This window comes from Novosphingobium panipatense, from assembly GCF_900182875.1.
Lineage (GTDB): Bacteria > Pseudomonadota > Alphaproteobacteria > Sphingomonadales > Sphingomonadaceae > Novosphingobium > Novosphingobium panipatense.
This window is the reverse complement of sequence record NZ_FXUI01000002.1, coordinates 65,300-90,973: the sequence shown is the minus strand read 5'-3', so window position 1 is coordinate 90,973 and position 25,674 is coordinate 65,300. Positions and strand designations below refer to the sequence as shown.

Here is a 25,674-nt window from a genome sequence, read left to right as displayed (position 1 = left end):
CGCACGGAACGACCGGCAAAATCAGCCCCGCTATCACCCGAAACGGTGAATTTTGCGTTAGCTGAACGAGACTAATCTCCTGCCGGTGCCATTTCGGGACGGACCTGAAAGCCGGCCGGCTCGGTCAGACCAGCACTTCCCTGGCCGGCCCCTGGCCCAGGAAGGTGGCAGGGCTTGCGCTCGCACCATAAGCGCCCGCGCAGAAGATGGCGACGAGATCACCAACATCGGCCCGCGGAAAGCCCCCCCTGTCCGCCAGCTTGTCAAGCGGTGTGCAGAGGCAGCCGACGATGGTCGCCTCTTCCTCGACGGGCGCGCCGAAGCGCGTGGCTATGGCCGAAGGATAGTTCCGCCGGACCACGGTGCCGAAGTTGCCCGAAGCGGCAAGCTGATGGTGAAGACCACCGTCCGTAACCAGGAAAACCTCTCCGTGGCTCACCTTGCGGTCGATCACCTCGGCAAGATAGACCCCGGCTTCACCCACCAGATAGCGTCCCAGTTCCACACAGAACTCGGTCTCGGCCAGCACGTCCGGCAGGTCGCGCAGACTAGCCGTCAGCTGCTCCCCCACGAACGCGAGGTCAAGCGGTGTGTCGCCGGGGAAGTAAGGAATGCCGAAGCCACCACCCAGGTTGCAGTGCGGCAGGTCCACGCCGCTTTCCTCGGCAAGTCGCCCGGCAAGAGCAATTGTCTGCCTTTGCGTATCGGCAACCGCTTCTGCGTCCAGCGCCTGACTGCCCGCGAAGATGTGGAAGCCGCGCCACGTCGCTCCACTGGCCACCACCTCGCGGACCAGGGCCGGAACGCGCTCCGCATCGATGCCGAATGGCTTAGCCCCGCCGCCCATCTTCATGCCCGACCCCTTGAGGTCGAAGTCGGGATTGACCCTGATGGCCATGCGCGGCGTGATCCCGAACTTTTCCGCTATGGCGAATGCCCGGCGCGCTTCGCCTTCGGATTCCAGGTTGAGCGTCACGCCGCCCCTGATCGCCGCTTCCAGTTCAGCGTTCCGCTTGCCGGGACCGGCGAAGCTGACGCGCTCAAGCGGGACACCGGTGGCACGCACGAGCTCGAGTTCGCCGCCCGAAGCGATATCGAAACCATCGACCAGGCTCGACATCAACTCAACAACAGGAAGGAAAGGATTGGCTTTCAAAGCATAATGTATTGCCACGCGCTCAGGCAGAGCGGCGCGCAGGGCAGCCACCCGCTGGCGAATGCGATCACCGCTGTAGACGAACAGCGGGGTCCCTCCCGCCTCCGCGATCAGTTCCGTGACGGACCGACCGTCGATCGCCAGAATACCGCCCGCCGCGTCGAAGCCTGCCGGTATGGGACCCAGCGCCTTCATGCCTTCAGCCCCCCATCCAGTTCTGCAGCAAGAACGACCCGGTCCAGCTTTCCGTTCGGACCTGTCGGCAGTCGCTCTCGCCAGTGAATAATCTTGGGCTGCATAAAGTTCGGTAAGTCCTGCATCAGTTTACGTGGAAGTTCTGAAACAGCGTCTGAAGCATCGGCAGCCGCGCGAACCACAAGGTGAACAGCCTGTCCCAGGCGGTCATCCGGAACGCCAAGAGCCACTGCCTCCGCGACCAGGCCCGTGGCGAGCGCAGCCTCCTCGATCTCCTGCGGCGAAATCCTGTTGCCCGCACTTTTGATCATCGCATCGCGCCGACCGACGAAGTAGAGCAGGCCATCGCGAGCCCGGCGAACACGGTCACCGGACCAGACGGCTGTCCCGCCATAGCGCGACGCCGCCGGGGCTGGCCTGTAGCGTTCTGCTGTGCGTTCGGGATCCTGCCAGTACCCTTGCGCGACAAGCGGCCCGCAGTGAACCAGTTCCCCTTCTTCATCATCCTCAGCGATGCGTCCCATGTCATTGATCACAAGCACTTCTGCATGCGGGATAGCTTTGCCCATCGATGTCGGATGCACGTCCACGAGCGCCGGATCAAGGTACGTGGAGCGGAAGGCTTCGGTCAGGCCGTACATGGGGAAGAGCCGGGCTGAAGGAAACGTCGATCGCAGCTTGCGCACGAGGTCCACTGTCAGCGCACCGCCACTGTTCGTCAGGCGCCTCAGCCTGCCGGCGACTTCTGGCGGCCAGTCGAGCTCCGTTACCTGCACCCACAAGGGGGGCACCGCGGCAAGCGTGGTGATGCCATGGCGCTCAACCGCCTTCAGCAGATCGCGCGGCACCAGATAGTCGATCGGAACAACGCACCCGCCTGCGTACCAGGTGGAAAGCAGCTGGTTCTGCCCGTAATCGAACGAAAGAGGCAGTGCCGCCAGGGTGCGGTCATCCGAAGCAAGGCCAAGATAATCCGCCACGCTTTCCGCGCCGAGCCACAGGTTGGCATGACTGAGCATGACGCCCTTTGGACGGCCCGTCGACCCGCTCGTGTAGAGAATGGCCGCAAGATCGTTCGGATCAGCCGTCGAAGCGCCTAAGTGTCCCTCGAACGCGGCCGCAGCCGTCATGGCGACATCCTCGGCGACAACCCGGCATTCGCGCGGCACATCCCGCACCGCTTCCAGGGTGGCAAGACGCGCCGGCGTGCCGAGCAGCAGGGCCGCCCCGCTGTCGCCAAGTATGTGCGCCACCTGCGCATGCTTGAGCAGGGGATTGATCGGAACGTGCACCAGCCCTGCCCGTGCCGCCGCCAACGGCATGACACAGGTCATCTCCCCCTTCGCTGCCCAGGTAGCGACACGCGCGCCTTTTTCCGGCACTTCTCGCGCAAGCCAGGCGGCGAGACGTGACACACGTGTTCTTAAGTCCTTCCAGGTAAGGGTCTCCTTGCGAAGCACCAGAGCCTCATCAGCATCGGCGCCGCGCAGAACAAGGTAGTCGAGCGGCAGGATCGTGTATTCGGGACGGCCCGGCATCTGGGGAAAGGCTCCGCGGGGGGAATGGACGAATTGCAGATCGACTATCACTCTGATCTTAACGAAGTGCAATCCGACGAGGCGCTTGGATCGCTTCTGTCCGCACCCCTTGCACAGGCGCCGTTTGACCGCCTCTCCTGGTGGCAGGGCCTGGCGATCCATTGCGGCATTTCCCCGTTGCTCGCCGTAGCACGGACGGAGAGCGGCCTTGCGGTTCTGCCTCTGACCGGAGGCCGGGGACATCTGTCCAGTCTCGCCAACTGGTACACGTTCCGCTTCCGTCCCGTCGTGACGGACGGCATGGCGCTGTCGGCGCTTGCCCGGGATCTCCGGAACCGCGCGCACCGGATCACCTTGCGCGGAGTGCCGGACGAGGATGGCAGCGCAACCCGGCTGCAGACCGCCTTCCACGACGCCGGATGGCGCGTCCATCGCTCGGTCTGCGATACCAACCATATCCTGCCGGTCTGCGGACGTTCTTACGAAGCGTACCTCGCAAGCCGTCCGGGAACCCTGCGCAGCACCATTCGGCGCAAGTCCGGCAAGCTTATCACGCGCGTGTTCGACTATTTCGATCCGCATGCCTGGGATCAGTACGAGGCCATCTACGCCCGGAGCTGGAAACCGGAGGAAGGGTCCCTGCCCTTCCTTCGCGCGTTCGCTCAGGCGGAAGGGTTGGCGGGACGCCTGCGGCTTGCCCTCGCTTTCCCCGCGCACGAGCCGGACGCTCCCGCCGTCGCGGCACAGTTCTGGACCGTGGAAGGGGGTACAGCCTTCATCCACAAGCTGGCTCATCGGGAAGATGCCAGGGCCCTCTCGCCCGGTTCCGTCCTTACAGCGCGATTGATGCAGCACGTGATTGGCCAGGACCGCGTGACGCTGGTCGACTTCGGCACCGGAGACGACCCTTACAAACGAGACTGGATGGAGCAGCAGCAGGATCGATGGCTACTTGAAATGTTCGTTCCCCACCATCCGAGGAACTGGCGCCCACTCCTTGGCAGACGCCTGCGGTCACTTGCCGCAAGTGCGAAGCGTCGCTAGAGGGCGGCCGTTGAAAACAGCGCGCCGAGGGGCCATGCCAGACGATACCGACCAGCTGCTCCGCCAGATCCTGACGGACGTGCTTGGCCTGAAGCCCGGTCAGGCGGAGGCCTTCGACAACGATACCGGCCTTTTTGGCCATCTTCCCGAACTTGATTCGATGGCTGTCGCTGGACTGCTGACCGAATTGGAAGATCGCCTGGACATCATTATCGAGGACGACGAACTGGAAGGCGAAATGCTGGAAACATACGGCGCCCTTCTGGCCTTCGTCCGGGCCAAGCGCGGCTGATGGAAGTCCGGGGCGTCGTCACCCCGGCAAGCTGGTCCTACCCGCTTCCCGCAGGCGGGATCAGAGAGGAATTCGCGATCTGCTGCGATGCGTCGGGCCCGGTACGACTGCTCATCGTGCCGGCGCTGTTCGAAGAGGGAAACAAGCTGCGCCGCCTGACGGTTCGCGTGATGCGCAACCTTGCCGACGCTGGCATCGACACGTTCCTTCCCGATCTTCCCGGCTGCAACGAAAGCCTTCAGGATCTGGCGCAGCAGGAGCCGGCTGACTGGCTCGACGCCGCGATGGCCGCAGCCCGCCACTTCGGAGCAACGCACACACTGGGCATTCGCGGCGGCTGCATGTTCACGCCCCGCAACCTGCCTGCCCTCCACTACGCGCCTGTCAAGGCGGAGACCATCATGCGCCAGATGTATCGCGCACGGGTTCTCTCCGCTCGCGAGGCAGGGCGTGACGAAACGCGTGAGGCGCTTGCCGAGATCGCGATGACGCAGGGGATCACCCTCTCCGGCTATTCCCTCGGCGCGGACTTCTGCCGCCACTTCGGCACGATGGCACCTACGCCCGGTGCAGCACGGATCCCTCAGGAGGACATCGGCGGCAGCGGATTGTGGTTGCGGGCAGAGCCTGACGACAGCCCTGCGCAGGCTGCCACTCTCGCGAGCCGGATCGTACAGGCGCTCAGCCAGTGACGAGGCGCCACATCACGTTCACCTGTGCAGGCGATCGACTGATCGGCACCCTCGACAGCGCCCCTGGACGAACCGCACTCCTCATCGTCTCCGGCGGCAACGAGGTGCGCGCCGGCGCGTGGAACGGACAGGCCCTGTTCGCCGCCCGTGTCGCCGCACGAGGGTATCCCGTGTTCCGGTACGACCGTCGCGGTGTTGGCGACAGTGAAGGCCATAACAGTGGTTTTCGTGGCAGTGCGCCCGATATCGCGGCCGCATGCGCCGCGCTTCGTGCGGACTGCCCTCAGGTCGACCGCGTCGTCGGCTTCGGCAACTGCGATGCCGCCAGCGCACTGATGCTTGCCCGAGGCGGAGGTCTGGACGACCTGATTCTCTCGAACCCGTGGACGTTTGACGAAGAAAGCGTCTCCTCGCCGCCCGAAGTCGTGCGCGCTCACTATCTGAAACGGCTGAAGGATTTCTCTGCGTTTCGACGGCTGCTTACCGGCAAGGTGTCGATGCCAGAGCTTGCGCGAAGCCTTCTGCTCTCGATTCGTCGTGTCCCGGTTCCGGCGGGCGGCCTGACGGCCGAGCTACAGCAAGGGCTTGCCGCCTTTCCGGGCCTTGTCCGCATCCTCGTTGCCGAGCGGGATCGGACCGGGCTTGCGTTCCTTGCGCGCTGGAGCCGAACAGACGAACGAATCCGCATCTGTTCCCAGGCATCCCACAGCTACGTGGAGCCCGAAGCCCAGCAATGGCTGCTGAATGAAGTCCTGCAGGTCCTCGATCACCTGCCGCGGTGAGGGATCAGGCCCGTTCCAGGGCCTCGGCGAGTTCCCTCCGAATGACGGCCAGCTGGTCGAAGATCCAGGGCTCGATAGGGCCGGGGCCGGTCATCGTCTCCGCCGTCGGCGCCGAAGCCTCAGTACCGCTCGGTGCGGGCAGAGCCGGCCTGTCCTGAATGGCCTTTGCGGCCCCCTTGAGCGTGTACCCTTCGCGATGAACCAGTCGGTTGATCTCGACGATCAGCGCCACATCTTCAGGACGGTAATAGCGGCGGTTGCCGCTGCGCTTGATGGGTTTCAGCGCCGGAAACTGCTCTTCCCAGTAGCGCAGCACATGCGTTCGGATGCCGAGCGCACTGGCAACTTCGCCAATGGTGCGCAGCGCCTGGGGATCCTTCCCATCCGAAAACGGGCTTTGCTCGCCGGTCTGGACCGCCGTTTCTAGAGCCGCTTCTGAGAAAACCATACCTGCCCCTTTAGAATGGACGATACCGTCATTCTGCGGCGATACGGTCCTTCAGCATCTGACTGGCGCGAAACGTCATGACCCGGCGCGGCGTGATCGGTACCTCAACCCCGGTCTTGGGATTACGGCCGATCCGCTCACCTTTGTCCCGCAAAAGGAACGTGCCGAAGCCGGAAATCTTGACGTTCTCGCCATCGCCAAGAGCCGTACACATGTGCTGGAGGATCGATTCCACCATTGCAAGGGACTCGGCACGCGATATGCCCAGTTTGCGATGAATGGCCTCAGCGATTTCGGCCCTGGTCAAAGTATCCGTAGAGCGCATCAAAGCCCGCATCCCCATACTGCGCCGACAGCCCGATAATATTACAAACACGGGGAAAAGCAACGGTACGCCCAATATTGAAGGCAGTTTGACCGTTATTGCAGAAAGTCAGATCCGAATGAGGCTGGCACCCCAGGTGAACCCGCCGCCCATAGCTTCTAGCATGACGAGATCGCCCGGCTTGATCCGACCGTCACGCACCGCCTGATCCAGCGCAAGAGGCACCGAAGCGGCAGAGGTATTGGCGTGCTGGCCGACGGTCATGACGACCTTCTCCCGCGGAAGATCGAGCTTCTTGGCCGTGGCTTCCAGAATGCGCGCGTTAGCCTGATGAGGCACAAGCCAATCGATGTCGGAGGCAGTTATCCCTGCATCTTCAACCACTTCGCGTAGAACATCCGACAGGTTCACTACGGCGTGGCGGAAGACTTCCCGCCCCTTCATCCGAAGCTTGCCGACGGTCCCGGTGGTCGAAGGGCCGCCATCGACGTAGAGCAACTGGTTGTGCGCACCGTCGGAATGCAGCCGGGTCGAAAGGATACCGCGCGGGCTGTCGCCGTCCTGCTCCTGCGCTTCAAGCACGACGGCGCCCGCTCCGTCGCCGAAGAGGACGCAGGTCGTGCGGTCTTCCCAGTCGAGGATACGGCTGAAGGTCTCAGAGCCGATGACCAGCGCGCGCTTCGCCATGCCCGCCCGCAGCATCGAATCGGCCACGCCCACCGCATAGAGGAAGCCGGAGCAGACCGCTGCCACATCGAAGGCGATCCCGCCGGGACGGCATCCCAGGCGGCTCTGCACGATCGTCGCGCTTGCGGGGAAGGTCTGGTCGGGGGTGGCGGTGGCAAGCACGATGAGGTCTATGGAGGACGCATCGATGCCGGCGGCATCCAGCGCTCTCCGGCCGGCGTCCGTCGCCAGACTGGATGTCGTCTCGTCCGGCTCGGCCACATGACGATTCGAGATTCCGGTCCGCTCGACGATCCACTCGTCGCTGGTATCGACTCGCTCTGCAAGCTGGGCGTTGCTGACGGCCGTGCGCGGAAGCGCAGACCCAGTGCCGAGAAGAACGGACCGAAGCATCAGGCGCGCTCTTCCTGGACGCCGGGAACGCCCTTCGGCATACGCCAGGCCGACCCGCCAAGACGGGCGAGATCCGCAGAGATACGCTCGGTCACGTTTTCCTCCAGAAGCCGCGCGGTAACCGCCACCGCATTGGCCACGCCTGCAGCATTGGCGCTGCCGTGGCTCTTCACGACGATACCGTTCAGCCCAAGAAAGACGGCGCCGTTGTGGTTGTTGGGGTCAAGATGATGCTTGAGCAGCTCAGTCGCGGGTCGCGAGATCAGGAACCCGATCTTCGACCTGAGCGAGCTGGTGAAGCCGCGGCGCAGCAGATCGGCGACAAAGCGCGCCGTGCCTTCCACCGCCTTCAGGGCGACGTTTCCTGAAAAACCATCGGTCACTACAACGTCGACATCGCCGCGGCAGATCTTGTCCGCCTCGGTAAAGCCGTCGAATGACATGGACAGGTGTTCGGCCGCTCCCTTGAGCACGGCGGCTGCATCGCGCAGTTCCTCCGTCCCCTTGGTCTCTTCCGTACCGATGTTAAGAAGGCGAACGCGCGGCTCATCGCGATTGGTGGCGACTCGCGCATAAGCGGCGCCCATGATCGCGAATTGCACGAGATTGCGGCTGTCGCACTCGGTATTCGCGCCAAGATCGAGCATGATGACGTCGTTGTCACCCAGCGTCGGCAGCAGAGCTGCCAGCGCAGGGCGATCGATGCCCGGCATCGTACGAAGGGTCAGCTTGGCAATAGCCATCAGCGCACCGGTGTTGCCGCCACTGACGGCAGCCCCGGCATGCCCAAGCTTCACAGCTTCAATGGCACGCCCCATCGACGTACCCTTGGCACGACGAAGAGCCTGGCTGGGCTTGTCCTCGCCGCTGATGATGCCTTCGGTATGAAGAATCTCGGAGCTTGCCCGCAGGTTGGGATGCTTTTCGAGCGCAGCCTTGATTCGCGCCTCATCACCCACAAGCAGGAACTTGAAACGGTCATGCTGACGGCGCGCAAGCGCGGCGCCTTCGATCATGACGCGCACGCCCTCGTCGCCGCCCATCGCATCTATGGCGATACGCGGCAAACTCATGGGGCTTTCTCCGAAACTCGCCAGAGTATCTTAGGCTTCAACCGCAACGATTTCACGGCCGTTGTAGTGGCCGCAGGACGTGCACAGGTTGTGCGGACGCTTCAGTTCGCCGCAGTTTCCACATTCATGGAATGCATCGACCTTCAGCGCGTCATGGCTGCGGCGCATGCCCCGGCGGGAGGGAGTCGTCTTTCTTTTAGGGACAGCCATTTCGGCACCTGTTCCTGCAAATACGTTTCTGTCAAAAAGGCCGCCGGTGACCGTCTCGGGACACGGCGGCTTGCGAAGGCGCGCCTATAACCGATTTGACGCGAGTTGCAACCCGTTACTCGGGATGCATACGCCGTCGCCAACCGCCACCTCAGGCGGGCGCACGCTGCTTTACCGCCTGATCGCTGACATAGGGGTTTGTCCGCCGCTCCTGGCCGAAAGTGCTTACAGGCCCGTGGCCCGGCACGAAGGTGACATCGTCGCCCCACCGCCAGAGCTTCTGCGTGATGGAATGGAGCAGGTCGTCCAGATTGCCGCGCGGGAAGTCCCAGCGGCCGATACCGTTCTGGAACAGAACATCGCCCACCATGGCGAAGCGGCTGGGCTCATGCACGAACACAACGTGCCCCGGTGTATGGCCCGGACAGTGCACCACATCGAGCTCCAGATTTCCCACGGTAACCTTGCCCCCGTCCTGCAGCCAACGGTCAGGTTCAAAGGTGTGCGCCTCCATGTTCCAGCGCGGACCGTCATCGCTCAGCTGCGCGATCCAGAAGCGGTCCTCCTCATGAGGCCCCTCGATCGGAATATCGAGTTCCCGCGCGAGCACACCCGCCTGGCCGCAATGGTCCAGATGGCCATGGGTGATCAGGATCTTTTCCAGCGCTACCCCGGCCTTCGCGACAGCGCCCTTGAGCTTGTCGAGGTCCCCGCCCGGATCAACGAGCGCGCCCTTCATCGTGGCCGTGCACCAGAGGAGCGAGCAGTTCTGCTGCAGGGGAGTCACGGGAATGATGGCCACACGCATGGGCGGCGTGCGCGGCTGCTCTGGGGCTTGCGTCATGCGTGTGGAATGGCGACTGCGCCGCCGGAATGCAACCGTGCAGAGGCGCCTAGATGGGACCGCCCTTCCACACCACGCGGCCGACGAGTTCGACATCCTTGAGCTTGCATTCGAGAGGCGGATAGGCCGGGTTGTCGCTGAGGAGCACCAGAACTCCGGACCGGGATGTATCGACGCGCTTTACCAGCAGGGTGTCATCCAGTCGCAAAACATGGATGCCGTCGCGCAGGCTCCGCAGCGTGCGGTCGACAAGTATTTCATCGCCATGACGCAATGTCGGTTCCATCGAATCGCCTCTGACCGCGATCGTGGAGAGATTGCCGGGCTGCAGGCCGAGTGAACGCAGCCAGCGGTCTGAAAAGCGCATCGTATCGAAAACAAGCTCTCCATTCGCCATGGCGCCGGGTCCGGCCGAAGCGCCGATGCTGAGGCGCGGCACAAGCACCCATTCGCCGCCAGAGCGCCCGTCCCCGCCGTAGGAATTTTCCTTCGAACGGCCGAGCTCCTCCTCCTCGACGCCGAAGAACCGCGCGAGCATGCCGCGATCCTCCTCTTCCAGTTTCCGCGGGCTCCCCTTTCGGACGAACTGCTGGAGGTAGCTCGGGTTCTTGCCGAGCATGAGCGACAACTTCGACAGGCTGATCTGCCTGCGATCGGCGAGTTCCAGCAAGCGCGCGCGGGCATCATCGTTCGAAACCATGGAATTCGCACCCGTAGGAAATTTCCTAGACATGTTGGATTTTAAGAGGAACAAATAAGGAACAGCAAGAAGAATCCTACAGGAAAGGACAAGACCGGATGCTACTGCGCCAGATTGAGCGCTTCCTACGCCAGACCGACATGCCTTGGACGAAGTTCGGCCGACTGGCGGCGCAGGATCCGCGATTCGTAGCCGACCTGCGGAACGGCCGCGCCCCCCGGGAGGAGCTCGCCGCGCGCGTGCAGCAGTTCATGGCCACCTATGACGCCCAGACCAGGGAGAACGCCCGTGTCCGCTGAGCCGTTCCAGCAAACATTCCGCCGCCCGACTCGCCATCGGCATTCCACGAACGAACCGTGGGCGCGTTTGCTGTCCGACGTACTTCGGCTGGCGGGGCGGGGAGCGGAGCTGCTGCACCAGGCCGAACGGCTCTGGGCCAGCGCCACCTTCTCCGGCGCGCGTCACACGATCGCTCTGGCGTTCGAAGGTGAAGCCATCGAGCGTGGAGAGGCGTTTATCGCCGCCCTGCCCGATCACGAATTCACCATACCACGCCACCTTGTGGCCGATGCCGCCGTCGTCGCGGTCGAACATCGGCAAGCCCCATCCCGCCTCGCGATCGAGGTGGAACTTCTGCTCCTCGAGGACTGCTAATGACGCCATCCCCTCCTGTCCTTCAAACGACCGGAGGGGCCTTACAGCGCCCGGGAAAGCTCCTTGATCTCCGTATTCAGGATAAGGTCGTTTTCCGAGTAGTCCACCGGGCAATCGATCAGGTGGACACCGGGCGTGTCGCGGCAGTGCGCAAGCAGCTCCTTCAGGTGCGCCGCGCTTTCCACCCGGTATCCATTCGCGCCGTAGCTCTGGGCATATTTGACGAAATCAGGGTTGCCGTAGGAGAGCCCGAAGTCCGCAAAACCCATGTTCGCCTGCTTCCAGCGGATCATGCCGTAGGCATTGTCGTTGAGGATCAGTACCGTCAGGTTCAACCCCAGGCGCACTGCCGTCTCGAGTTCCTGGCTGTTCATCATGAATCCACCGTCACCACACACGGCCAGGATCTTGCGGTTGGGATAAACCATTGCACTGGCCATGGCGGAGGGAAGTCCGGCGCCCATCGTGGCGAGCGCATTGTCCAGAAGAACCGTGTTCGGCTTCGTCGCACAGTAGCCGCGCGCGAACCACAGCTTGTAGATGCCGTTATCGAGGCAGACGATCGCATCGTCCGGCAGACAATCGCGGATCTGCTGAACCGCGTGTGGCGGGAAGATCGGAAAGCGCTCGTCTGCCGCAAGCCGCGCCGTGTGCGCGATTTCCGCCGCGCGATACCGCAGCATCGCCTCGAAATTCCATTTCGGCGAGGGGGCGATGGCTTCCTTGATCTGCCACACGGCATTGGCGATATCGCCTATCACCTCGATGTGCGGGAAATAGACCGGGTCCACTTCCGCCGTCTTGGTCGACACGTGAATGACGACCCGGCTGTCCCGCGTGCCGTCGTTGTGCATGAAGAACGGCGGTTTTTCGATCACGTCGTGACCGATGTTGACGATGCAGTCGGCATCTTCGATCGCGCGGTGGACAAAGTCACCGGCCGAAAGCGCGGCGCAGCCGATAAACTTCGGGTGACGCTCGTCGATAACGCCCTTGCCGAGCTGAGTCGTGAGAAACGGAATGCCCGTCTTCGCCACGAACTCGCCGAGCATCTTGCTGGTCATCTTGCGGTTTGCGCCGGCACCGATGACAAGCAGGGGTCGCCGGGCGTTCTGCAAAGCCTCCACGGCCTGAGCGATCGACTTCTCATCCGCAGTCGGCCGCCGCACGATGGAGCGGGGGACCGGACGAGAATCGGTGTGCTCGTCGGCGATGTCCTCAGGAAGCTCGATGTGCGTTGCGCCCGGCTTTTCTTCCTCGGCGATCCGGAACGCTTCGCGCACACGGCTCGGGATGTTGTCGGAAGAGGCTACCTGGTGGGCATACTTGGTGATCGGTTGCATCATCGACACGACGTCGAGGATCTGAAACCGCCCCTGCTTTGACTTCTTGATCGGCTTCTGGCCGGTGATCATCAGCATCGGCATGCCGCCGAGCGTGGCGTAGGCGGCGGCCGTCACGAAGTTCGTGGCGCCCGGCCCGAGCGTGGAAAGGCAGACCCCCGCCTTGCCGGTATGACGACCATATGTGGCCGCCATGAAACCGGCGCCCTGCTCGTGCCGGGTGAGGATCAGCTTGATCTGCCTGGATCGCGACAGGGAATCGAGGAGATCCAGGTTTTCTTCACCCGGAACGCCGAAGATGTACTCGACGCCTTCCTGCTCAAGGCATTCCACGAACAGATCCGATGCCTTGCGCTTGTCACCTTCAGCCATGATGCTCTGATCCCCTCTGCACCGGATGCGGGCTGTGGCGTCCGCTTTTGCCGGACTGGCTGGATACCCGTGTTACATCGCCCTCGTCTCTGACGATTCCGCCAGCCCGTCCGAAGAAATTATCACCACGGCAAAAGGACAGCTAGTCCGGCAGCAATCGCGGACCACGCTCAACCGAGCTTCCATTCCCAGCCGAGCGGATCGCCGTCCATGACTTCGACCCCCTTGGCGGCAAGTTCGTCGCGCAGCGCATCGGAGGTCGCGAAGTCCTTCTGCGCCCGCGCATCCTTGCGCCGCAGCAGCACATCCTCGATTTCCGCTTCGGTGATCACCGCCGCCTTCGGGAGCAGGCGCAACGTGGTGCGGCTGGTTGCGAACAGGCCCAGACCGAGCACCGCATCCATGCGTTCGACGACGGCGCGCTTGGCACCAGCGTCTACCTTCTTGGCAGCCAGCGCATCTTCCAGCGCCGTCAGCGCGACGGCAGTGTTCAGGTCTTCGCCGATAGCCGTGTCGAACGCCTCCAGCATCGGAGCGAGCTTGGGGTGTCCTGCATCGCCTGCCTCCACGCCCGCGAGACGTTCGGCCGCCATGATCATGCGCTTGAGACGCACGAGAGCTGCGGCGAGCCCCTCCCATGAAAACTCGAGCTCGCTTCGGTAGTGCGCCTGGAGGCACATCATACGATAGCCGAGCGGGTGGTAGCCCTTGTCGATGAGCAGTTGCAACCGCAGGAATTCACCCGAGGACTTGCTCATCTTGCCGGATCGCTCAACCAGAAAATTGTTGTGCATCCACACCTTGACTCCGGAGTTTGCCGGTATGTCGAGCCCGTTGGTGCAGCAGAATGCCTGGTTCTGCGCAATCTCGTTGGGATGATGGATCTCACGATGATCGATGCCGCCGGTGTGAATGTCGAACGGGAAGCCCAGGAGGTCACCGCTCATGACGGAGCATTCAAGATGCCACCCCGGAGCCCCTCGGCCCCAGGGCGAATCCCACTCCATCTGGCGCTTCTCACCAGACGGAGTCTTGCGCCAGATGGCGAAGTCGGCCGCGTTGCGCTTGCCCTCGACCGCCTCGATCCGGCTCTCACCCTCTTCCGTCACCGCACGCGCAAGCCGGCCGTAATCCGCCACGGTGGAGACATCGAAGTAGAGACCGCTTTCCAGTTCGTAGCAGTGCCGGTCGGCGATCTTCTCCGCGAAGGCGATCATCTGCGGGACGTAGTCGGTGGCGATCGACCACTTCGCGGGCTGGCGGATGTTGAGGGCGGCGATATCGGCCCAGTACGCCTGCGTATAGTGCGCGGCGATATCCCAGATGGACTGCGCCTGTGCACGCGCCATCTTCTCCATCTTGTCCTCGCCCGCGTCGGCGTCGTCGGTCAGATGGCCGACATCGGTGATGTTGATCACGTGGGTGAGCCGGTACCCCTTGTAGCTCAGCGTCCGGCCGAGCACGTCAGCGAAGACGTAGGCACGCATGTTGCCGATGTGCGGGTAGTTGTAGACCGTCGGACCGCAGGTGTAGACACGCGCCTCGCCCGGGTGGACAGGCACGAACGGCTCGAGCTTGCGGGTCAGGCTGTTGAAGAGCGTGAGTGTGGGTGCGTCGGTCATGCGCGGGGGCATAAGCGGCATGCCGGCGCAGTCAAGCCACGCCGGCGAAGGCGGCTCAGTCGAAACCGATGAACCGGACCTGCTCGTCAAGCGGCACGCGCGGCCGTTCGAACGTGTTCACCGCCGCGTCGGGATCACGATATCCGATGGCGATACCACAGAAGAGAATGTGGGTTTCGTCGGATACACCAATGTGTTCCTTGATCAGCCGGGCGTAGAGCGACATCCACTCCTGTGGGCAGGAATCCAGCCCCTCCTCCCGAAGCAGAAGCATGATCGTCTGCAGCCACATACCAACATCCGACCACTGCGGCGGCCCCATGAAACGCTCGAAATGGCAGAGCAGGAGAGCCGGCGCGCCGAACGACACGATGTTAGCGTTCGAGAAGTCGCTGCGCGCGTCCGCGTCATCGCGCCGGATACCCATCGCCCCGTACATCGTCGCGCCCAGGTCCTTCAGGCGAGCGAGGTGGCGCGGGGATTGTTCGGGTTCGGAAAAGCTGTACTCGAGAGGATCCTGCGGCGCCGCCCGGCGCATCTTTTCCTGCAAGGCCGCCAGAGGCTCGCCCGTCAGGACCGTCGCTTCCCATGGCTGGAAATTGCATCCCGAAGGCGCCATCCGCGCCCGGTCCAGAACCCGCCGCAGCGTTTCCAGACTAACCGGATCGGACTTGAAGGCCCGGATGGAGCGGCGGGTGGCAACGGCTTCTGCTACGTTCATGAATTACCTCGAAAGACGTTCCTGGCGGGATGCCTAAGCTGTCGCTTCAATCGGGAAATTCAATGCCGCCGGTTACGACACTGATCATTCTTCTTCGAACAGCCCTGCCAGTTGCTCGATCATTGTGCCGCCAAGCTGCTCCGCGTCCATGATTGTGACCGCACGGCGGTAGTAACGGGTCACGTCGTGGCCGATACCGATCGCCACCAGTTGCACCGGACTCTTGCCTTCGATCCATTCGATCACGCGCCGCAGATGCGCTTCGAGGTATCCCGCCGAGTTCACCGAAAGGGTGGAATCGTCGACCGGGGCTCCATCGGAAATGACCATCAAGATACGACGGTCCTCCTGCCTCGCCAGAAGGCGATTGTGCGCCCAGAGCAGGGCCTCGCCGTCGATGTTTTCCTTCAGAAGCCCTTCGCGCATCATCAGGCCGAGGTTCTTCTTGGCGCGGCGCCAGGGTTCGTCCGCCTTCTTGTACACGATATGCCGCAGATCGTTCAAACGTCCCGGGTGCTGCGGCTTCCCGTTCGCCAGCCACGCCTCCCGGCTCTGCCCCCCCTTCCAGGCCCGGGTGGTGAAGCCCAGAATCTCCACCTTTACGCCGCATCGCTCCAGAGTGCGTGCGAGAACGTCGGCGCTGATTGCTGCGATGGAGATCGGGCGTCCGCGCATCGAGCCGGAATTGTCGAGGAGAAGGGTGACGACGGTGTCCTTGAACTCCACGTCGCGTTCGATCTTGTAGGATAGCGATTGTCCCGGCGAGACGACCACCCGGGCGAGACGGGCCGCATCCAGCAGACCCTCCTCCTGATCGAAGTCCCACGAACGGTTCTGCTGCGCCATTAGGCGGCGCTGCAGCCTGTTTGCAAGACGCGTGACGACGCCTTGCAATCCCTTGAGCTGCGCGTCGAGATAGGCGCGAAGGCGAGTCAGTTCCTCTTCGTCGCACAAGTCGGATGCACCGACCACCTCGTCGAAGGCCTCGGTGAACACCTTGTAGTCGAAGCTCTCGGGTATGTCCGTCCAAGGGCGGTTCGGGCGGACGGGAAGCATGCCCTCGTCGCCCTCCTGGCCCTCGTCGCCTTCCTCCATGTCGTCGGAGGTATCGCCTTCGGCCTCGCTTTCCCCCTCGTCATCGCCCTGCGACGGTTCGGAAGCCATTTCGGCGGGTTGCTGGTCCTGCCCCTGCTCGCCTCCTTCTTCCTGTTCCTCGGTCTCCTCCTCGCCGTCCATATCGTCGGCTTCGTTGGGTTCCTGGGGGATTTCTTCGGCGCGCGTCAGTTCGAGATGCTGAAGCATGTCCAGCGAAAGGGACTGGAAGGCTTTCTGATCCGCCAGAGACCCGGCAAGTGCGTCGAAATCGGCGCCGGCCTTTTGCTCGATCCAGTTACGCACCATCTCCACGCCGGCGCGAGCCGCTTCAGGGATTTCCTGTCCCGTCAGGCGCTCACGCAGGAGAAGCGCAAGAGCCGCCGGCACCGGCACGGCATCCGGCGTTTCGGCGCGGGTGATCGGATCGGAGCCGATGCGGGTCAGCAGGGCGGCGTCGAGATTATCGCGCATGCCTTCGTAGGAGTTCGCGCCAAGCGCTTCATAACGAACGGTTTCCACTGCGTCGAAGGCAGCCCGCGCCGTTGGCTCTGACGGCGCGTTGCGCAAGTGCAGCTTGTCGTCGTGGTGCCTCAGCTTGAGTGCGAAGCTATCGGCGAAGCCCCGCGCCTGCATGGCTGCGGCCCGCGGGAGACTGCGCCCCGGCATCGGCACGCGGAATGTTCCACCGGTTGAACTGGGGGCGTCGGCGGTCCAGTTCACCTCGATTTCCGCCTCCTGGGCGATGGCGCGGGAGGCGCCTGCGAGGACGGACTTGAAGCGGTCTGCGGGAGATTCGTCGGACATCGTGAGAACGCGTAGCGCATCGCCGCTGCCGGCTCAAACAGGATGCGCAATCGGGCACGCCTGACGTGGAACAGGCCCAGCGCGGCTCGGAGCAAGCGGAACCTGCACCGAGCCCCCCGGACCTGTCCAAGGCGTGGAAGAGAGAGCCTTAGATCGACTGGCCGGTCTTGGCCCAGTCAGCCAGGAAGCCTTCGATGCCCTTTTCGGTCAGGACATGCTTGAACAGGCCCTTGATCACTGCGGGAGGCGCGGTCATCACGTCCGCGCCGATCCGCGCCGCTTCAAGGACGTGGACGCCGTGACGCACCGAAGCGACGAGGATTTCCGTCTCGAACGCATAATTGTCGTAGATCAGGCGGATGTCGCTGATGAGGCCCATGCCGTCGAAGCCGTTGTCGTCGTGGCGCCCGACGAAGGGCGATACAAACGTGGCGCCCGCCTTCGCGGCAAGCAGGGCCTGGTTGGCCGAGAAGCACAGCGTCACGTTGACCATTGTGCCTTCGCCGGTGAGGGCCTTGCAGGTCTTGAGCCCGTCGATGGTCAGCGGAACCTTGATGCACACGTTGTCCGCGATCTTACGCAGGATTTCCGCCTCACGCATCATGCCGGCATGATCGAGCGCGACGACCTCGGCGCTTACGGGGCCGTCGGTCAGCTTGCATATCTCGGCGGTGACTTCCATGAAGTTGCGGCCGGACTTGGCGATCAAGGAAGGGTTGGTCGTTACGCCGTCCAGCAGACCGGTCTCGGCCAGTTCCTTGATGTCGGCGATTTCTGCGGTGTCTGCGAAGAATTTCATGGCGATGTCCTACTTGGGCGGGCGATTCTGGCCGCGCCTATAGGGGATGGTGTACCGGGGGGCCAGCGCCGGTTGCCACTACGTGCCTAGGGCGAGCCCGTTCGCCGCAGGGCCGCGATCAAGCCGGGGTTATGCGTCGCCTCCGGGTTATCCCGTATCTCGGCTTCCTGAGCGCCGATTTCATACCAGATGGCATTGTCCGCCTCCAGCGCCAGAGCGTGAGCGGCATCGGCAAGATCGACGCCTGCAAGAGCGTTCACGGCGGTGTTGAGGATGGGATCCTCGGCGACGCGCATGACCTGTTCCAGTTCGGGGATCATCACGTTGACCAGTGCGGACCCCATGGACTGCCTCAGGAACGTGGTAGCGGCCGTACTGCCGCCGCGTAGCAGAGCCAGCGCATCCGGTACGGAAAGAGTGCGTATGGCGTTGTAGACGACCGGCGCAGCAACGCGAGCGCCATCCTCGGCGATGCGGTTCAGCTCTTGCTGCAGCTTGTCCTTGAAGTACGGGGAATTGAGCACCTTCTGAGTGACGCTGCCGGGGCGCCCGAACAGCACCGGCAGATTGATCCGCGCGACCGAACTGTCCCAAAAGCCTCCGGGCTGCGTGAGGCGGGCGAAGGCGCGGCGGCTGGAAAGCACGAGCAAGTCTTCGATCTGATCGGTGTATTCCACCCGCCTCATGGTCGCACAGCCCGAGACCGCGAAACCGGCAGCGAGGAGTCCCCCAAGAATAACCCTGCGCGAGTAGCCGGATGGTGCCGCGACCTGATCCTGCCCCTGATAATCCATCCGCACCTCCTTCACGACACAGACTACCCGCGCCTATATGGGCGCAGATGCAACGTGTCCGACTCCTCGTCTTCAACGCCGCACTGGGCGTCCTTGACTATCGCGTGCCGCAAGGAGTGACGATCCCATTCGGATCGATCGTCGCGGCCCCTCTTGGTCCCCGTCAGATACTGGGCATCGTATGGGAGGCGGAACGCCTGAGCGCGCAGGAAGTGCCGGACGCCAAATTGCGCCCGCTGCTTGAGGTCATGCCCGTGCCTCCCATGTCGGAGCGGTTGCGACGGCTTATCGAATGGACTGCGGATTATTATTGCGCGCCCTTGTCCGCTGTGGCTCGGATGGCGCTCGGCAGCACGGCGGCGCTGCGGGGCGGCGGGACGAGCACCGAGTACCGTCTCACGGGGGCCGAGCCGGCCCGCCTCACACCGCAGCGCGCCGCAGCTCTGGACGCACTTCAGGGCGAGCAGGCCTCGATCCGCGAACTTGCGGAGCTTGCCGGAGTGTCCGAGGGCGTGCTGCGCGGGATGGTTGGAGCAGGCCTGCTGGAGGCGGTCACGGTCGATCTGGACCGGCCCTATCCCCCGGCGGCGCCCGACTTCGCCCAGCCGGTGCTCAGCGACTTGCAGCGCAGCGCCGCGGACGTCTTCGTCCACGCCGTGCAAGACGCCAGGTTCGCTCCGTTCCTGTTGGACGGAGTGACCGGATCTGGCAAGACAGAGTGCTACTTCGAAGCCGTGGCCGAGGCCCTGCGGCTGGACCGGCAGGTTCTGATCCTACTGCCGGAAATCGCGCTGACGGAGAACTTCCTGCGGCGCTTCGAGCACCGTTTCGGCGTTACACCGATCCTCTGGCATTCCTCCCTGAAGTCAAGCGAGCGAAGGCGCGCCTGGCGCGCGATCGTGCAGGGCAATGCGCAGGTGATCGTCGGCGCCAGAAGCGCCCTTTTCCTGCCTTACGCGAACCTCGGCCTCATCGTGGTCGACGAAGCGCACGAGATTTCCTTCAAGCAGGATGACGGCGTGCGCTACAACGCACGCGACGTTGCGGTCATGCGCGCGAAGTTCGAGGGCCTGCCGATCATCCTGGCCAGCGCCACCCCCGCGCTGGAAACGATGCAACTGGCCGAAGCGGGCGTCTATCGCAAGATCGACCTTCCTTCTCGCTTCGGCGGCGCGCAGTTGCCGGATATCCAGGTACTCGACCTGCGCGAGCAGGCGCCCGAACGGGGGCGATGGCTCGCTCCGCCCCTCGTGGAGGCCTTGCGGGATCGACTGGCCAAGGGCGAACAGTCGCTGCTGTTCCTCAACCGCCGGGGCTATGCTCCGCTGACGCTCTGCCGAAACTGCGGCTATCGCTTTCAGTGCCCGAACTGCACCGCGTGGCTGGTCGAGCATCGCTTCAGCCGCCGGCTGGCTTGCCACCACTGCGGGCACGAGGCGCCTGTTCCCGATGCCTGCCCCGAGTGCGGCACCGGCGACTGCCTCGTCGCGTGCGGCCCGGGAGTCGAGCGAATTGCCGACGAGGTGGCGGAGATCCTGCCGGAGGCCCGCACCGCGCTGGTCACATCGGACACGATGAACAACCCGCAAGCCATCGGCGAATTCGTGGCGATGGCCGAAAGCAAAGCCATCGACGTCATCATCGGCACGCAGCTCGTCACAAAGGGCTACCACTTTCCCGACCTCACGCTGGTAGGGGTCGTGGATGCCGACCTCGGTCTTGAAGGCGGCGACCTTCGGGCAGGCGAGCGCACGTACCAGCAGATCGCCCAGGTCGCCGGGCGCGCGGGGCGCGGTGAAAAGCCGGGCGAGGTGCTCATCCAGACGCGCCATCCCGAAGCCTCCGTCATCGCGGCCCTCGCCAACGGCGACCGCGACGCCTTCTATGCTGCGGAAACAGAAGCACGCCGGGATGCGGGAGCGCCCCCGTTCGGACGCTGGGCGGCGATCATTGTCAGCTCCGAGGATCAGGCCGAAGCCCTGTCCGCCGCCCGCGCGATCGGCGGCACGGCGCCAGACCTGCCGGACATGCTGGTACTTGGCCCGGCCCCTGCTCCACTCGCCCTGCTGAGGGGCCGCCATCGCTTCCGCCTTCTCATCAACGCGCGGCGTTCGGCCGAACTGCAGAAGACGCTGCGCTCCTGGCTGGACCCGCTCGACTTCCCCAAAGGCGTACGCGTCAACATTGACATCGACCCGTACTCCTTCGTGTAGGCTACTCCGCCTTCCTCTCGCAGTCTGCCCGCTCGCGTTCAAGCAGTTCACGCTTGATCCGGTCGCCATAGGCATAGCCTCCCAGCGAGCCGTCCGACCGGATCACCCGGTGGCACGGGATGAGCACGGCGACGGTGTTCGCCCCGTTCGCCGAGCCCGCAGCACGGACCGCGCCCGGACTGCCGACGGCTGCTGCAATCTGCGCGTACGTCCGGGTCTCTCCGGGCGGGATTCGCTGCAATTCACGCCAGACCGCCTCCTGGAAAGCGGTACCGCGGACGTCCAGCGGGATCGCCCTGGACCGTCCAGGCTGTTCGACCGCACCCACGACGTCTGCAAGCAGCGCGGCAAGCGCCTCGCCTCCCTCGACGAGCGTGGCGCGCGGAAAGCGCGAGGCCAGATCATCCCGGCCTTCGCCGAAGGACACGCGACAAACACCCTTTTCGGTTGCCGCCACCAGCATATCGCCCAAGGACGTCGAGACGACCGCCCAGTGGACGATGACTCCGAGGCCCCCGTTTCGCCACGCGGACGGTGTCATTCCCAGGCGACCGTTGCTCGCTTCATAGAAACGGGATGCCGCACCAAAACCAGCCTCAAAAATCGCGTCGGTGACCCTTTCGCCTTCGCTCAACAGCGAGCCGGCGCGCTCTATCCGGCGTGCGCGCACGTAAGCGGCGGGTGAAAGCCCCACTGCGCGCTTGAACACCTTCTGGAAGTGAGTCGGACTGTACTCCACTCTGGCCGCCAGCTCTGCTAATGAGGGGCTGCGCTCAATCTCGCCCAGCCATTCCAGAGCCTGGCGCACCGCCACCTCTTCCCGGCTGACGTCATTCGGGCGGCAGCGAAGGCAGGCGCGCAAGCCCGCCGCTTCCGCGTCCTCGATGGCAGTGAAGAACCGCACGTTCTCTCGTCGTGGATGCCGCGCGGAGCACGAGGGACGGCAGTATATGCCCGTGGACAGGACCCCGGTGACGAACCGTCCGTCATAGGCGCCGTCACGCTCCCGCACCGCCCGCCATGCGCGCTCATCATCTATGGCTTCCGAATTCATGACCTTGCCCTCATGGAAGGTGAGCACCGCGCCGAGCTTCCGCCATTCGCCATTCCCCATTTGAAAGGCACGGCCTTTTTCCTGCGGCGGCTCAAGGCCTCGAATTGCGTCACATATCGCATCAGCGGTTCGCTCCAGTTCTCCACTCGCGTTGGCGCGCGGTGCCTCAGCCCGGCCGCCTCCCAGCGCAACGCCCTGAGGTGTGTTCACCCCAGGCACAAACCCTTGCCCGCGACAGGGCCGACGCAAGGTTTTCCGCCGATGCCGGGGCACGGAAACCTCCGCCGCCATCCTCACGCTCCCTGCCCGCGAAGCGATTCGCCGCCAGCCTGGATGCCGTTGGACCGACCTTGAAGCGACGCTGTACTTTGCGCATCCCGTTCCTTGCTTTCAAAGCGCTTAGCCACCCATTGGCCACAGACCCCAAGGCGCACCTTGCACTGCATCCCTATCATCGCTATGCGCGCCCCGTCTGCGGGCCGGGGGAGCACGCTGCCGCGTTATGCCCCCAGTGCCCCAGCCCACCCGATGTAAGGATAGGACAGGCGTGGAGAATTCCGGAGGCATCAAGGCCAGCTTGCAGGGACGCTACGCTTCGGCGTTGTTCGATCTCGCCAGCGAACACGGTACGGTTTCGGCCGTGGAGACCGACCTCGAAAACCTCGGCCAGGCCATCCGCGAGAGCGATGAGCTCGCCGCGCTGATTCGCAATCCGCAGATCAGCCGCGACGCGGCCGGCAAGGCGATCGACGCAGTCGGAAGCGTGCTGGGCACTTCGCAACTGACGAAGAACTTCCTGGGCGTTCTGGCGGGCAACCGCCGCCTCTCCGCCCTCCCCAAGATCATCCGCGCTTTCGCCGCGATCGCAGCCGCCCAGCGCGGCGAGGCGACCGCCGAAGTCACTTCGGCTCATGCACTGTCCGACGAGCAGGTCGAGCAGCTGCGCCAGAAGCTGGAAGTGCGTGAAGGCCGCAAGGTAAAGATCAGGACCAGCGTTGATCCCGAGCTTCTCGGCGGCCTCGTGGTCACCATCGGCTCCAAGCGCATCGACAGCTCGATCCGCACTCGTCTCAATTCGCTCGCCCAGGCCATGAAGGGCTAAGAAAGGCAGAACAATGGATATCCGCGCAGCAGAAATCTCGAAGGTCATCAAGGACCAGATCGCCAGCTTCGGCACCGAAGCCCAGGTTTCCGAAGTCGGCTCGGTTCTGTCGGTCGGTGACGGCATCGCCCGTATCCACGGTCTCGACAAGGTTCAGGCCGGTGAAATGGTCGAGTTCGCCAACGGCGTTCAGGGCATGGCGCTCAACCTCGAAGCCGACAACGTCGGTGTCGTGATCTTCGGCTCGGACGCCGAGATCAAGGAAGGTGACAGCGTCAAGCGCACCAACACCATCGTGGACGTTCCCGTCGGCAAGGGCCTTCTCGGCCGCGTCGTCGACGCGCTCGGCAACCCGATCGACGGCAAGGGCCCGATCGTTGCTGACAAGCGCGCCCGCGTCGAAGCCAAGGCTCCGGGCATCATCCCGCGCAAGTCGGTGCACGAACCCGTGCAGACCGGCCTCAAGGCGATTGACGCCCTGGTCCCCGTCGGCCGCGGCCAGCGCGAGCTGATCATTGGCGATCGCCAGACCGGCAAGACCGCCGTTGCCATCGACACCTTCATCAACCAGAAGGAAGCGAACAAGGGCGACGACGAGAGCAAGAAGCTGTACTGCATCTACGTCGCCGTCGGCCAGAAGCGCTCGACCGTGGCTCAGATCGTCCGCCAGCTCGAAGAGAACGGCGCGATGGAATACTCCATCGTCATCGCCGCCACCGCTTCGGAGCCCGCTCCGCTGCAGTACCTCGCGCCTTACACCGGCGCCGCGATGGGTGAATTCTTCCGCGACAACGGCATGCACGCCGTCATCGTGTACGACGACCTTTCGAAGCAGGCCGTGGCTTATCGCCAGATGTCGCTGCTGCTGCGTCGCCCGCCGGGCCGCGAAGCCTACCCCGGCGACGTTTTCTACCTCCACAGCCGCCTCCTCGAGCGCGCTGCGAAGATGAACGATGAGAACGGCGCCGGCTCGCTGACCGCCCTCCCCGTCATCGAGACTCAGGCCGGCGACGTTTCGGCCTACATTCCGACCAACGTGATCTCGATCACGGACGGCCAGATCTTCCTTGAAACCGGCCTGTTCTACCAGGGTATTCGTCCGGCCATCAACGTCGGTCTGTCGGTGTCGCGCGTCGGCGGTTCGGCCCAGACCAAGGCGATGAAGAAGGTTGCCGGCTCAATCAAGCTGGAGCTCGCGCAGTACCGCGAAATGGCGGCTTTCGCGCAGTTCGGTTCGGACCTCGACGCTTCGACCCAGAAGCTGCTCAACCGCGGCGCGCGTCTCACCGAACTGCTGAAGCAGAAGCAGTTCTCGCCGCTTTCGTTCGAAGAGCAGACCGTGTCCATCTTCGCCGGCACCAACGGCTATCTTGACGGTCTGCCGGTCTCGAAGGTCACCGAGTACGAGGCCGAGATGCTCAGCTTCATGCACTCCGAATACCAGGACGTGCTGGACCTGATCCGCTCGACCAAGGACTTCGGCGACGAAGCGAAGAGCAAGACCAAGGCCGCACTCGACGCTTTCGCCAAGCAGTTCGCCTGATGAGCTATACGGTCTTCGCGACCATCCCGGTGAAGCCCGAGCATCTTGAAGATGCTCGGGAAGCGGTGGCGGGCATCGTGCCCCGGACCCGCGCCGAGGATGGCTGCGAACACTTTGAGCCCTATCGGGCGGCTGATGGATCGTCGAACCTCTATATCTTCGAGCGCTGGGCCGACCGCGCAGCGTTCGATTTCCACCATGCGCAGGAATACACCAAGGACGTCTTCGCCAAGTACGAAGGCTGGCTGCGGGGCGCTCCGACGCTGGTGGAAGTGACGGAACTGAAGGACTGACATGGCCAGCCTTAAAGAACTCAAGGGCCGCATCAACTCGGTCAAGTCGACCCAGAAGATCACCAAGGCCAAGCAGATGGTCGCTGCGGCCAAGCTGCGCAAGGCGCAGGCTGCCGCCGAGGCTGCGCGCCCCTATGCCGCACGCCTCGCCGAAGTGATGGGCTCGCTGGCCTCGAAGATCACGGTCTCCGAGAACAGCCCCAAGCTCCTCGCCGGCACCGGCAGCGACAAGATTCACCTCCTGGTCGTCGCAAACTCGGACAAGGGTCTGGCGGGCGCCTTCAACTCGAACATCGTCAAGGCCGCCCGCGTCAAGGCGCAGGAACTGGAAGCACAGGGCAAGACTGTCCTGTTCTACCTGATCGGCCGCAAGGGTCGCGCGGTCATTCGCCGCGAATACCCCAACCAGATCGCGCACATGTTCGACACCACCGACGTGCGGGATCCGGGTTTCAACGAAGCGGAGCGGATCGCAGACGAACTCGTCGCCATGTACGAGGCGGGCAAGTTCGACGTCGCGCACCTGTTCTATTCGAAATTCCGCTCTGCCCTGCTGCAGGAACCGACCGATCAGCAGATCATCCCGGTTCCCGCTCCCAAGGCAGCCGCCATCACCGCGGATGCCGTCACTGAATACGAGCCCGACGAGGAGGAAATCCTCGCCGCGCTGCTGCCGCGCTACCTGAAGACACAGCTCTTCGGCGCGCTGCTGGAGAACGCCGCGTCTGAACAGGGCGCCTCGATGACCGCGATGGACAACGCCACCCGCAACGCCGGTGAACTCATCCAGAAGCTGACCATCCAGTACAACCGCAGCCGCCAGGCCGCGATTACCACCGAACTCGTCGAAATCATCGCGGGCGCGGAAGCGCTCTAAGAACCGCAG

27 protein-coding genes are annotated in these 25,674 nt (G+C 63.8%); 11 read left to right on the top strand and 16 right to left on the bottom strand.

Translation table 11 applies throughout. From position 1 onward, the window contains the following. Positions 1 to 124 precede the first annotated feature (124 nt). A complete protein-coding gene (locus QOL62_RS03375; RefSeq protein ID WP_283405173.1) occupies positions 125 to 1,351 on the bottom strand; it encodes a pyridoxal-dependent decarboxylase, exosortase A system-associated in 1,227 nt (408 codons plus the stop codon). Continuing rightward, positions 1,348 to 2,889 carry an acyl-CoA ligase (AMP-forming), exosortase A system-associated gene (locus tag QOL62_RS03370; protein WP_283405470.1) on the bottom strand — a complete coding sequence of 514 codons (1,542 nt, stop codon included), beginning with the start codon at positions 2,887 to 2,889 and terminating at the stop codon, positions 1,348 to 1,350. Before QOL62_RS03370 ends, QOL62_RS03375 begins: the two co-directional genes overlap by 4 nt. A 24-nt stretch (positions 2,890 to 2,913) precedes the next feature. On the opposite strand from QOL62_RS03370, the gene QOL62_RS03365 reads away from it, so the two are divergent. From QOL62_RS03365 to QOL62_RS03350, 4 genes are read left to right on the top strand one after another with little or no spacing between them, the layout of a single operon-like run. Then, on the top strand, positions 2,914 to 3,933 hold the full coding sequence (locus QOL62_RS03365; protein ID WP_283405172.1) for a GNAT family N-acetyltransferase: 1,020 nt from the start codon (positions 2,914 to 2,916) through the stop codon (positions 3,931 to 3,933). A gap of 34 nt (positions 3,934 to 3,967) precedes the next feature. After that, positions 3,968 to 4,225, top strand: coding sequence for an acyl carrier protein (locus tag QOL62_RS03360; protein WP_283405171.1), 258 nt, complete (start codon positions 3,968 to 3,970; stop codon positions 4,223 to 4,225). After that, complete coding sequence (locus QOL62_RS03355; protein WP_283405170.1) at positions 4,225 to 4,917, top strand: alpha/beta hydrolase family protein; 693 nt, start codon at positions 4,225 to 4,227, stop codon at positions 4,915 to 4,917. The genes QOL62_RS03360 and QOL62_RS03355 overlap by 1 nt, the downstream gene beginning before the upstream one ends. Next, the gene (locus tag QOL62_RS03350; protein WP_283405169.1) at positions 4,914 to 5,699 is read left to right on the top strand and encodes a hydrolase 1, exosortase A system-associated; all 786 of its coding nucleotides are present in this window, start codon (positions 4,914 to 4,916) and stop codon (positions 5,697 to 5,699) included. The genes QOL62_RS03355 and QOL62_RS03350 overlap by 4 nt, the downstream gene beginning before the upstream one ends. 4 nt (positions 5,700 to 5,703) lie before the next feature. Here the strand turns inward: QOL62_RS03350 and QOL62_RS03345 are convergent, their stop codons facing one another. The 7 genes from QOL62_RS03345 to QOL62_RS03315 all read right to left on the bottom strand — a co-directional run bounded on the left by QOL62_RS03345 (position 5,704) and on the right by QOL62_RS03315 (position 10,412). After that, entirely contained in the window at positions 5,704 to 6,147 is a 444-nt protein-coding gene (locus tag QOL62_RS03345; RefSeq protein WP_283405168.1) for a MerR family transcriptional regulator, read from the bottom strand. Between the two features lie 28 nt (positions 6,148 to 6,175). After that, positions 6,176 to 6,472 carry an integration host factor subunit alpha gene (locus QOL62_RS03340; RefSeq protein ID WP_103730502.1) on the bottom strand — a complete coding sequence of 99 codons (297 nt, stop codon included), beginning with the start codon at positions 6,470 to 6,472 and terminating at the stop codon, positions 6,176 to 6,178. A 108-nt stretch (positions 6,473 to 6,580) separates the two neighbouring features. After that, positions 6,581 to 7,552 carry a beta-ketoacyl-ACP synthase III gene (locus QOL62_RS03335; RefSeq protein ID WP_103730448.1) on the bottom strand — a complete coding sequence of 324 codons (972 nt, stop codon included), beginning with the start codon at positions 7,550 to 7,552 and terminating at the stop codon, positions 6,581 to 6,583. Continuing rightward, the gene (gene plsX, locus QOL62_RS03330; protein WP_283405167.1) at positions 7,552 to 8,625 is read right to left on the bottom strand and encodes a phosphate acyltransferase PlsX; all 1,074 of its coding nucleotides are present in this window, start codon (positions 8,623 to 8,625) and stop codon (positions 7,552 to 7,554) included. The genes QOL62_RS03335 and plsX overlap by 1 nt, the downstream gene beginning before the upstream one ends. A 30-nt stretch (positions 8,626 to 8,655) precedes the next feature. Then, on the bottom strand, positions 8,656 to 8,835 hold the full coding sequence (gene rpmF, locus QOL62_RS03325; RefSeq protein ID WP_103730446.1) for a 50S ribosomal protein L32: 180 nt from the start codon (positions 8,833 to 8,835) through the stop codon (positions 8,656 to 8,658). A 151-nt stretch (positions 8,836 to 8,986) separates the two neighbouring features. Beyond that, positions 8,987 to 9,643 (bottom strand): MBL fold metallo-hydrolase, encoded by a 657-nt coding sequence (locus tag QOL62_RS03320; protein WP_379511659.1) that lies wholly within the window; start codon positions 9,641 to 9,643, stop codon positions 8,987 to 8,989. Between the two features lie 85 nt (positions 9,644 to 9,728). Further along, complete coding sequence (locus tag QOL62_RS03315) at positions 9,729 to 10,412, bottom strand: S24 family peptidase (protein WP_283405165.1); 684 nt, start codon at positions 10,410 to 10,412, stop codon at positions 9,729 to 9,731. A gap of 65 nt (positions 10,413 to 10,477) precedes the next feature. On the opposite strand from QOL62_RS03315, the gene QOL62_RS03310 reads away from it, so the two are divergent. Then, positions 10,478 to 10,678, top strand: coding sequence for a hypothetical protein (locus tag QOL62_RS03310; RefSeq protein WP_103730444.1), 201 nt, complete (start codon positions 10,478 to 10,480; stop codon positions 10,676 to 10,678). Further along, positions 10,668 to 11,033 carry a hypothetical protein gene (locus QOL62_RS03305; RefSeq protein WP_346770659.1) on the top strand — a complete coding sequence of 122 codons (366 nt, stop codon included), beginning with the start codon at positions 10,668 to 10,670 and terminating at the stop codon, positions 11,031 to 11,033. The genes QOL62_RS03310 and QOL62_RS03305 overlap by 11 nt, the downstream gene beginning before the upstream one ends. 41 nt (positions 11,034 to 11,074) lie before the next feature. On the opposite strand, the gene QOL62_RS03300 is transcribed toward QOL62_RS03305, so the two are convergent. The 6 genes from QOL62_RS03300 to QOL62_RS03275 form a co-directional block, all read right to left on the bottom strand. Next, entirely contained in the window at positions 11,075 to 12,748 is a 1,674-nt protein-coding gene (locus QOL62_RS03300) for an acetolactate synthase large subunit (RefSeq protein WP_283405164.1), read from the bottom strand. 170 nt (positions 12,749 to 12,918) lie between these two features. After that, positions 12,919 to 14,370, bottom strand: coding sequence for a cysteine--tRNA ligase (gene cysS, locus QOL62_RS03295; protein WP_283405163.1), 1,452 nt, complete (start codon positions 14,368 to 14,370; stop codon positions 12,919 to 12,921). A 55-nt stretch (positions 14,371 to 14,425) separates the two neighbouring features. Then, on the bottom strand, positions 14,426 to 15,091 hold the full coding sequence (locus QOL62_RS03290) for a nitroreductase (RefSeq protein WP_283405162.1): 666 nt from the start codon (positions 15,089 to 15,091) through the stop codon (positions 14,426 to 14,428). An 84-nt stretch (positions 15,092 to 15,175) separates the two neighbouring features. Then, positions 15,176 to 16,990: a cobaltochelatase subunit CobT gene (gene cobT / locus QOL62_RS03285; RefSeq protein WP_283405161.1), complete on the bottom strand. Its 1,815-nt coding sequence runs from the start codon at positions 16,988 to 16,990 to the stop codon at positions 15,176 to 15,178. A gap of 148 nt (positions 16,991 to 17,138) precedes the next feature. Beyond that, entirely contained in the window at positions 17,139 to 17,789 is a 651-nt protein-coding gene (fsa, locus tag QOL62_RS03280) for a fructose-6-phosphate aldolase (RefSeq protein ID WP_103730440.1), read from the bottom strand. 86 nt (positions 17,790 to 17,875) lie between these two features. Continuing rightward, a complete protein-coding gene (locus QOL62_RS03275; protein ID WP_283405160.1) occupies positions 17,876 to 18,583 on the bottom strand; it encodes a DUF4197 domain-containing protein in 708 nt (235 codons plus the stop codon). Between the two features lie 47 nt (positions 18,584 to 18,630). Here QOL62_RS03275 and QOL62_RS03270 point away from each other — a divergent pair, with 47 nt between their 5' ends. Further along, positions 18,631 to 20,796, top strand: a complete 2,166-nt coding sequence (locus QOL62_RS03270; protein WP_283405159.1) for a primosomal protein N' — start codon at positions 18,631 to 18,633, stop codon at positions 20,794 to 20,796. Position 20,797: 1 nt separating this feature from the next. On the opposite strand, the gene QOL62_RS03265 is transcribed toward QOL62_RS03270, so the two are convergent. After that, on the bottom strand, positions 20,798 to 21,850 hold the full coding sequence (locus QOL62_RS03265; protein WP_283405468.1) for a bifunctional transcriptional activator/DNA repair enzyme AdaA: 1,053 nt from the start codon (positions 21,848 to 21,850) through the stop codon (positions 20,798 to 20,800). 547 nt (positions 21,851 to 22,397) lie between these two features. Here QOL62_RS03265 and QOL62_RS03260 point away from each other — a divergent pair. From QOL62_RS03260 to QOL62_RS03245, 4 genes are read left to right on the top strand one after another with little or no spacing between them, the layout of a single operon-like run. Next, a complete protein-coding gene (locus QOL62_RS03260; RefSeq protein ID WP_283405158.1) occupies positions 22,398 to 22,952 on the top strand; it encodes a F0F1 ATP synthase subunit delta in 555 nt (184 codons plus the stop codon). A 13-nt stretch (positions 22,953 to 22,965) separates the two neighbouring features. Further along, entirely contained in the window at positions 22,966 to 24,495 is a 1,530-nt protein-coding gene (gene atpA, locus QOL62_RS03255; protein WP_103730436.1) for a F0F1 ATP synthase subunit alpha, read from the top strand. Then, a complete protein-coding gene (locus tag QOL62_RS03250) occupies positions 24,495 to 24,788 on the top strand; it encodes a putative quinol monooxygenase (protein ID WP_103730435.1) in 294 nt (97 codons plus the stop codon). Before atpA ends, QOL62_RS03250 begins: the two co-directional genes overlap by 1 nt. A gap of 1 nt (position 24,789) precedes the next feature. Next, positions 24,790 to 25,665 (top strand): F0F1 ATP synthase subunit gamma, encoded by an 876-nt coding sequence (locus tag QOL62_RS03245; RefSeq protein WP_103730434.1) that lies wholly within the window; start codon positions 24,790 to 24,792, stop codon positions 25,663 to 25,665. Positions 25,666 to 25,674 lie beyond the last annotated feature (9 nt).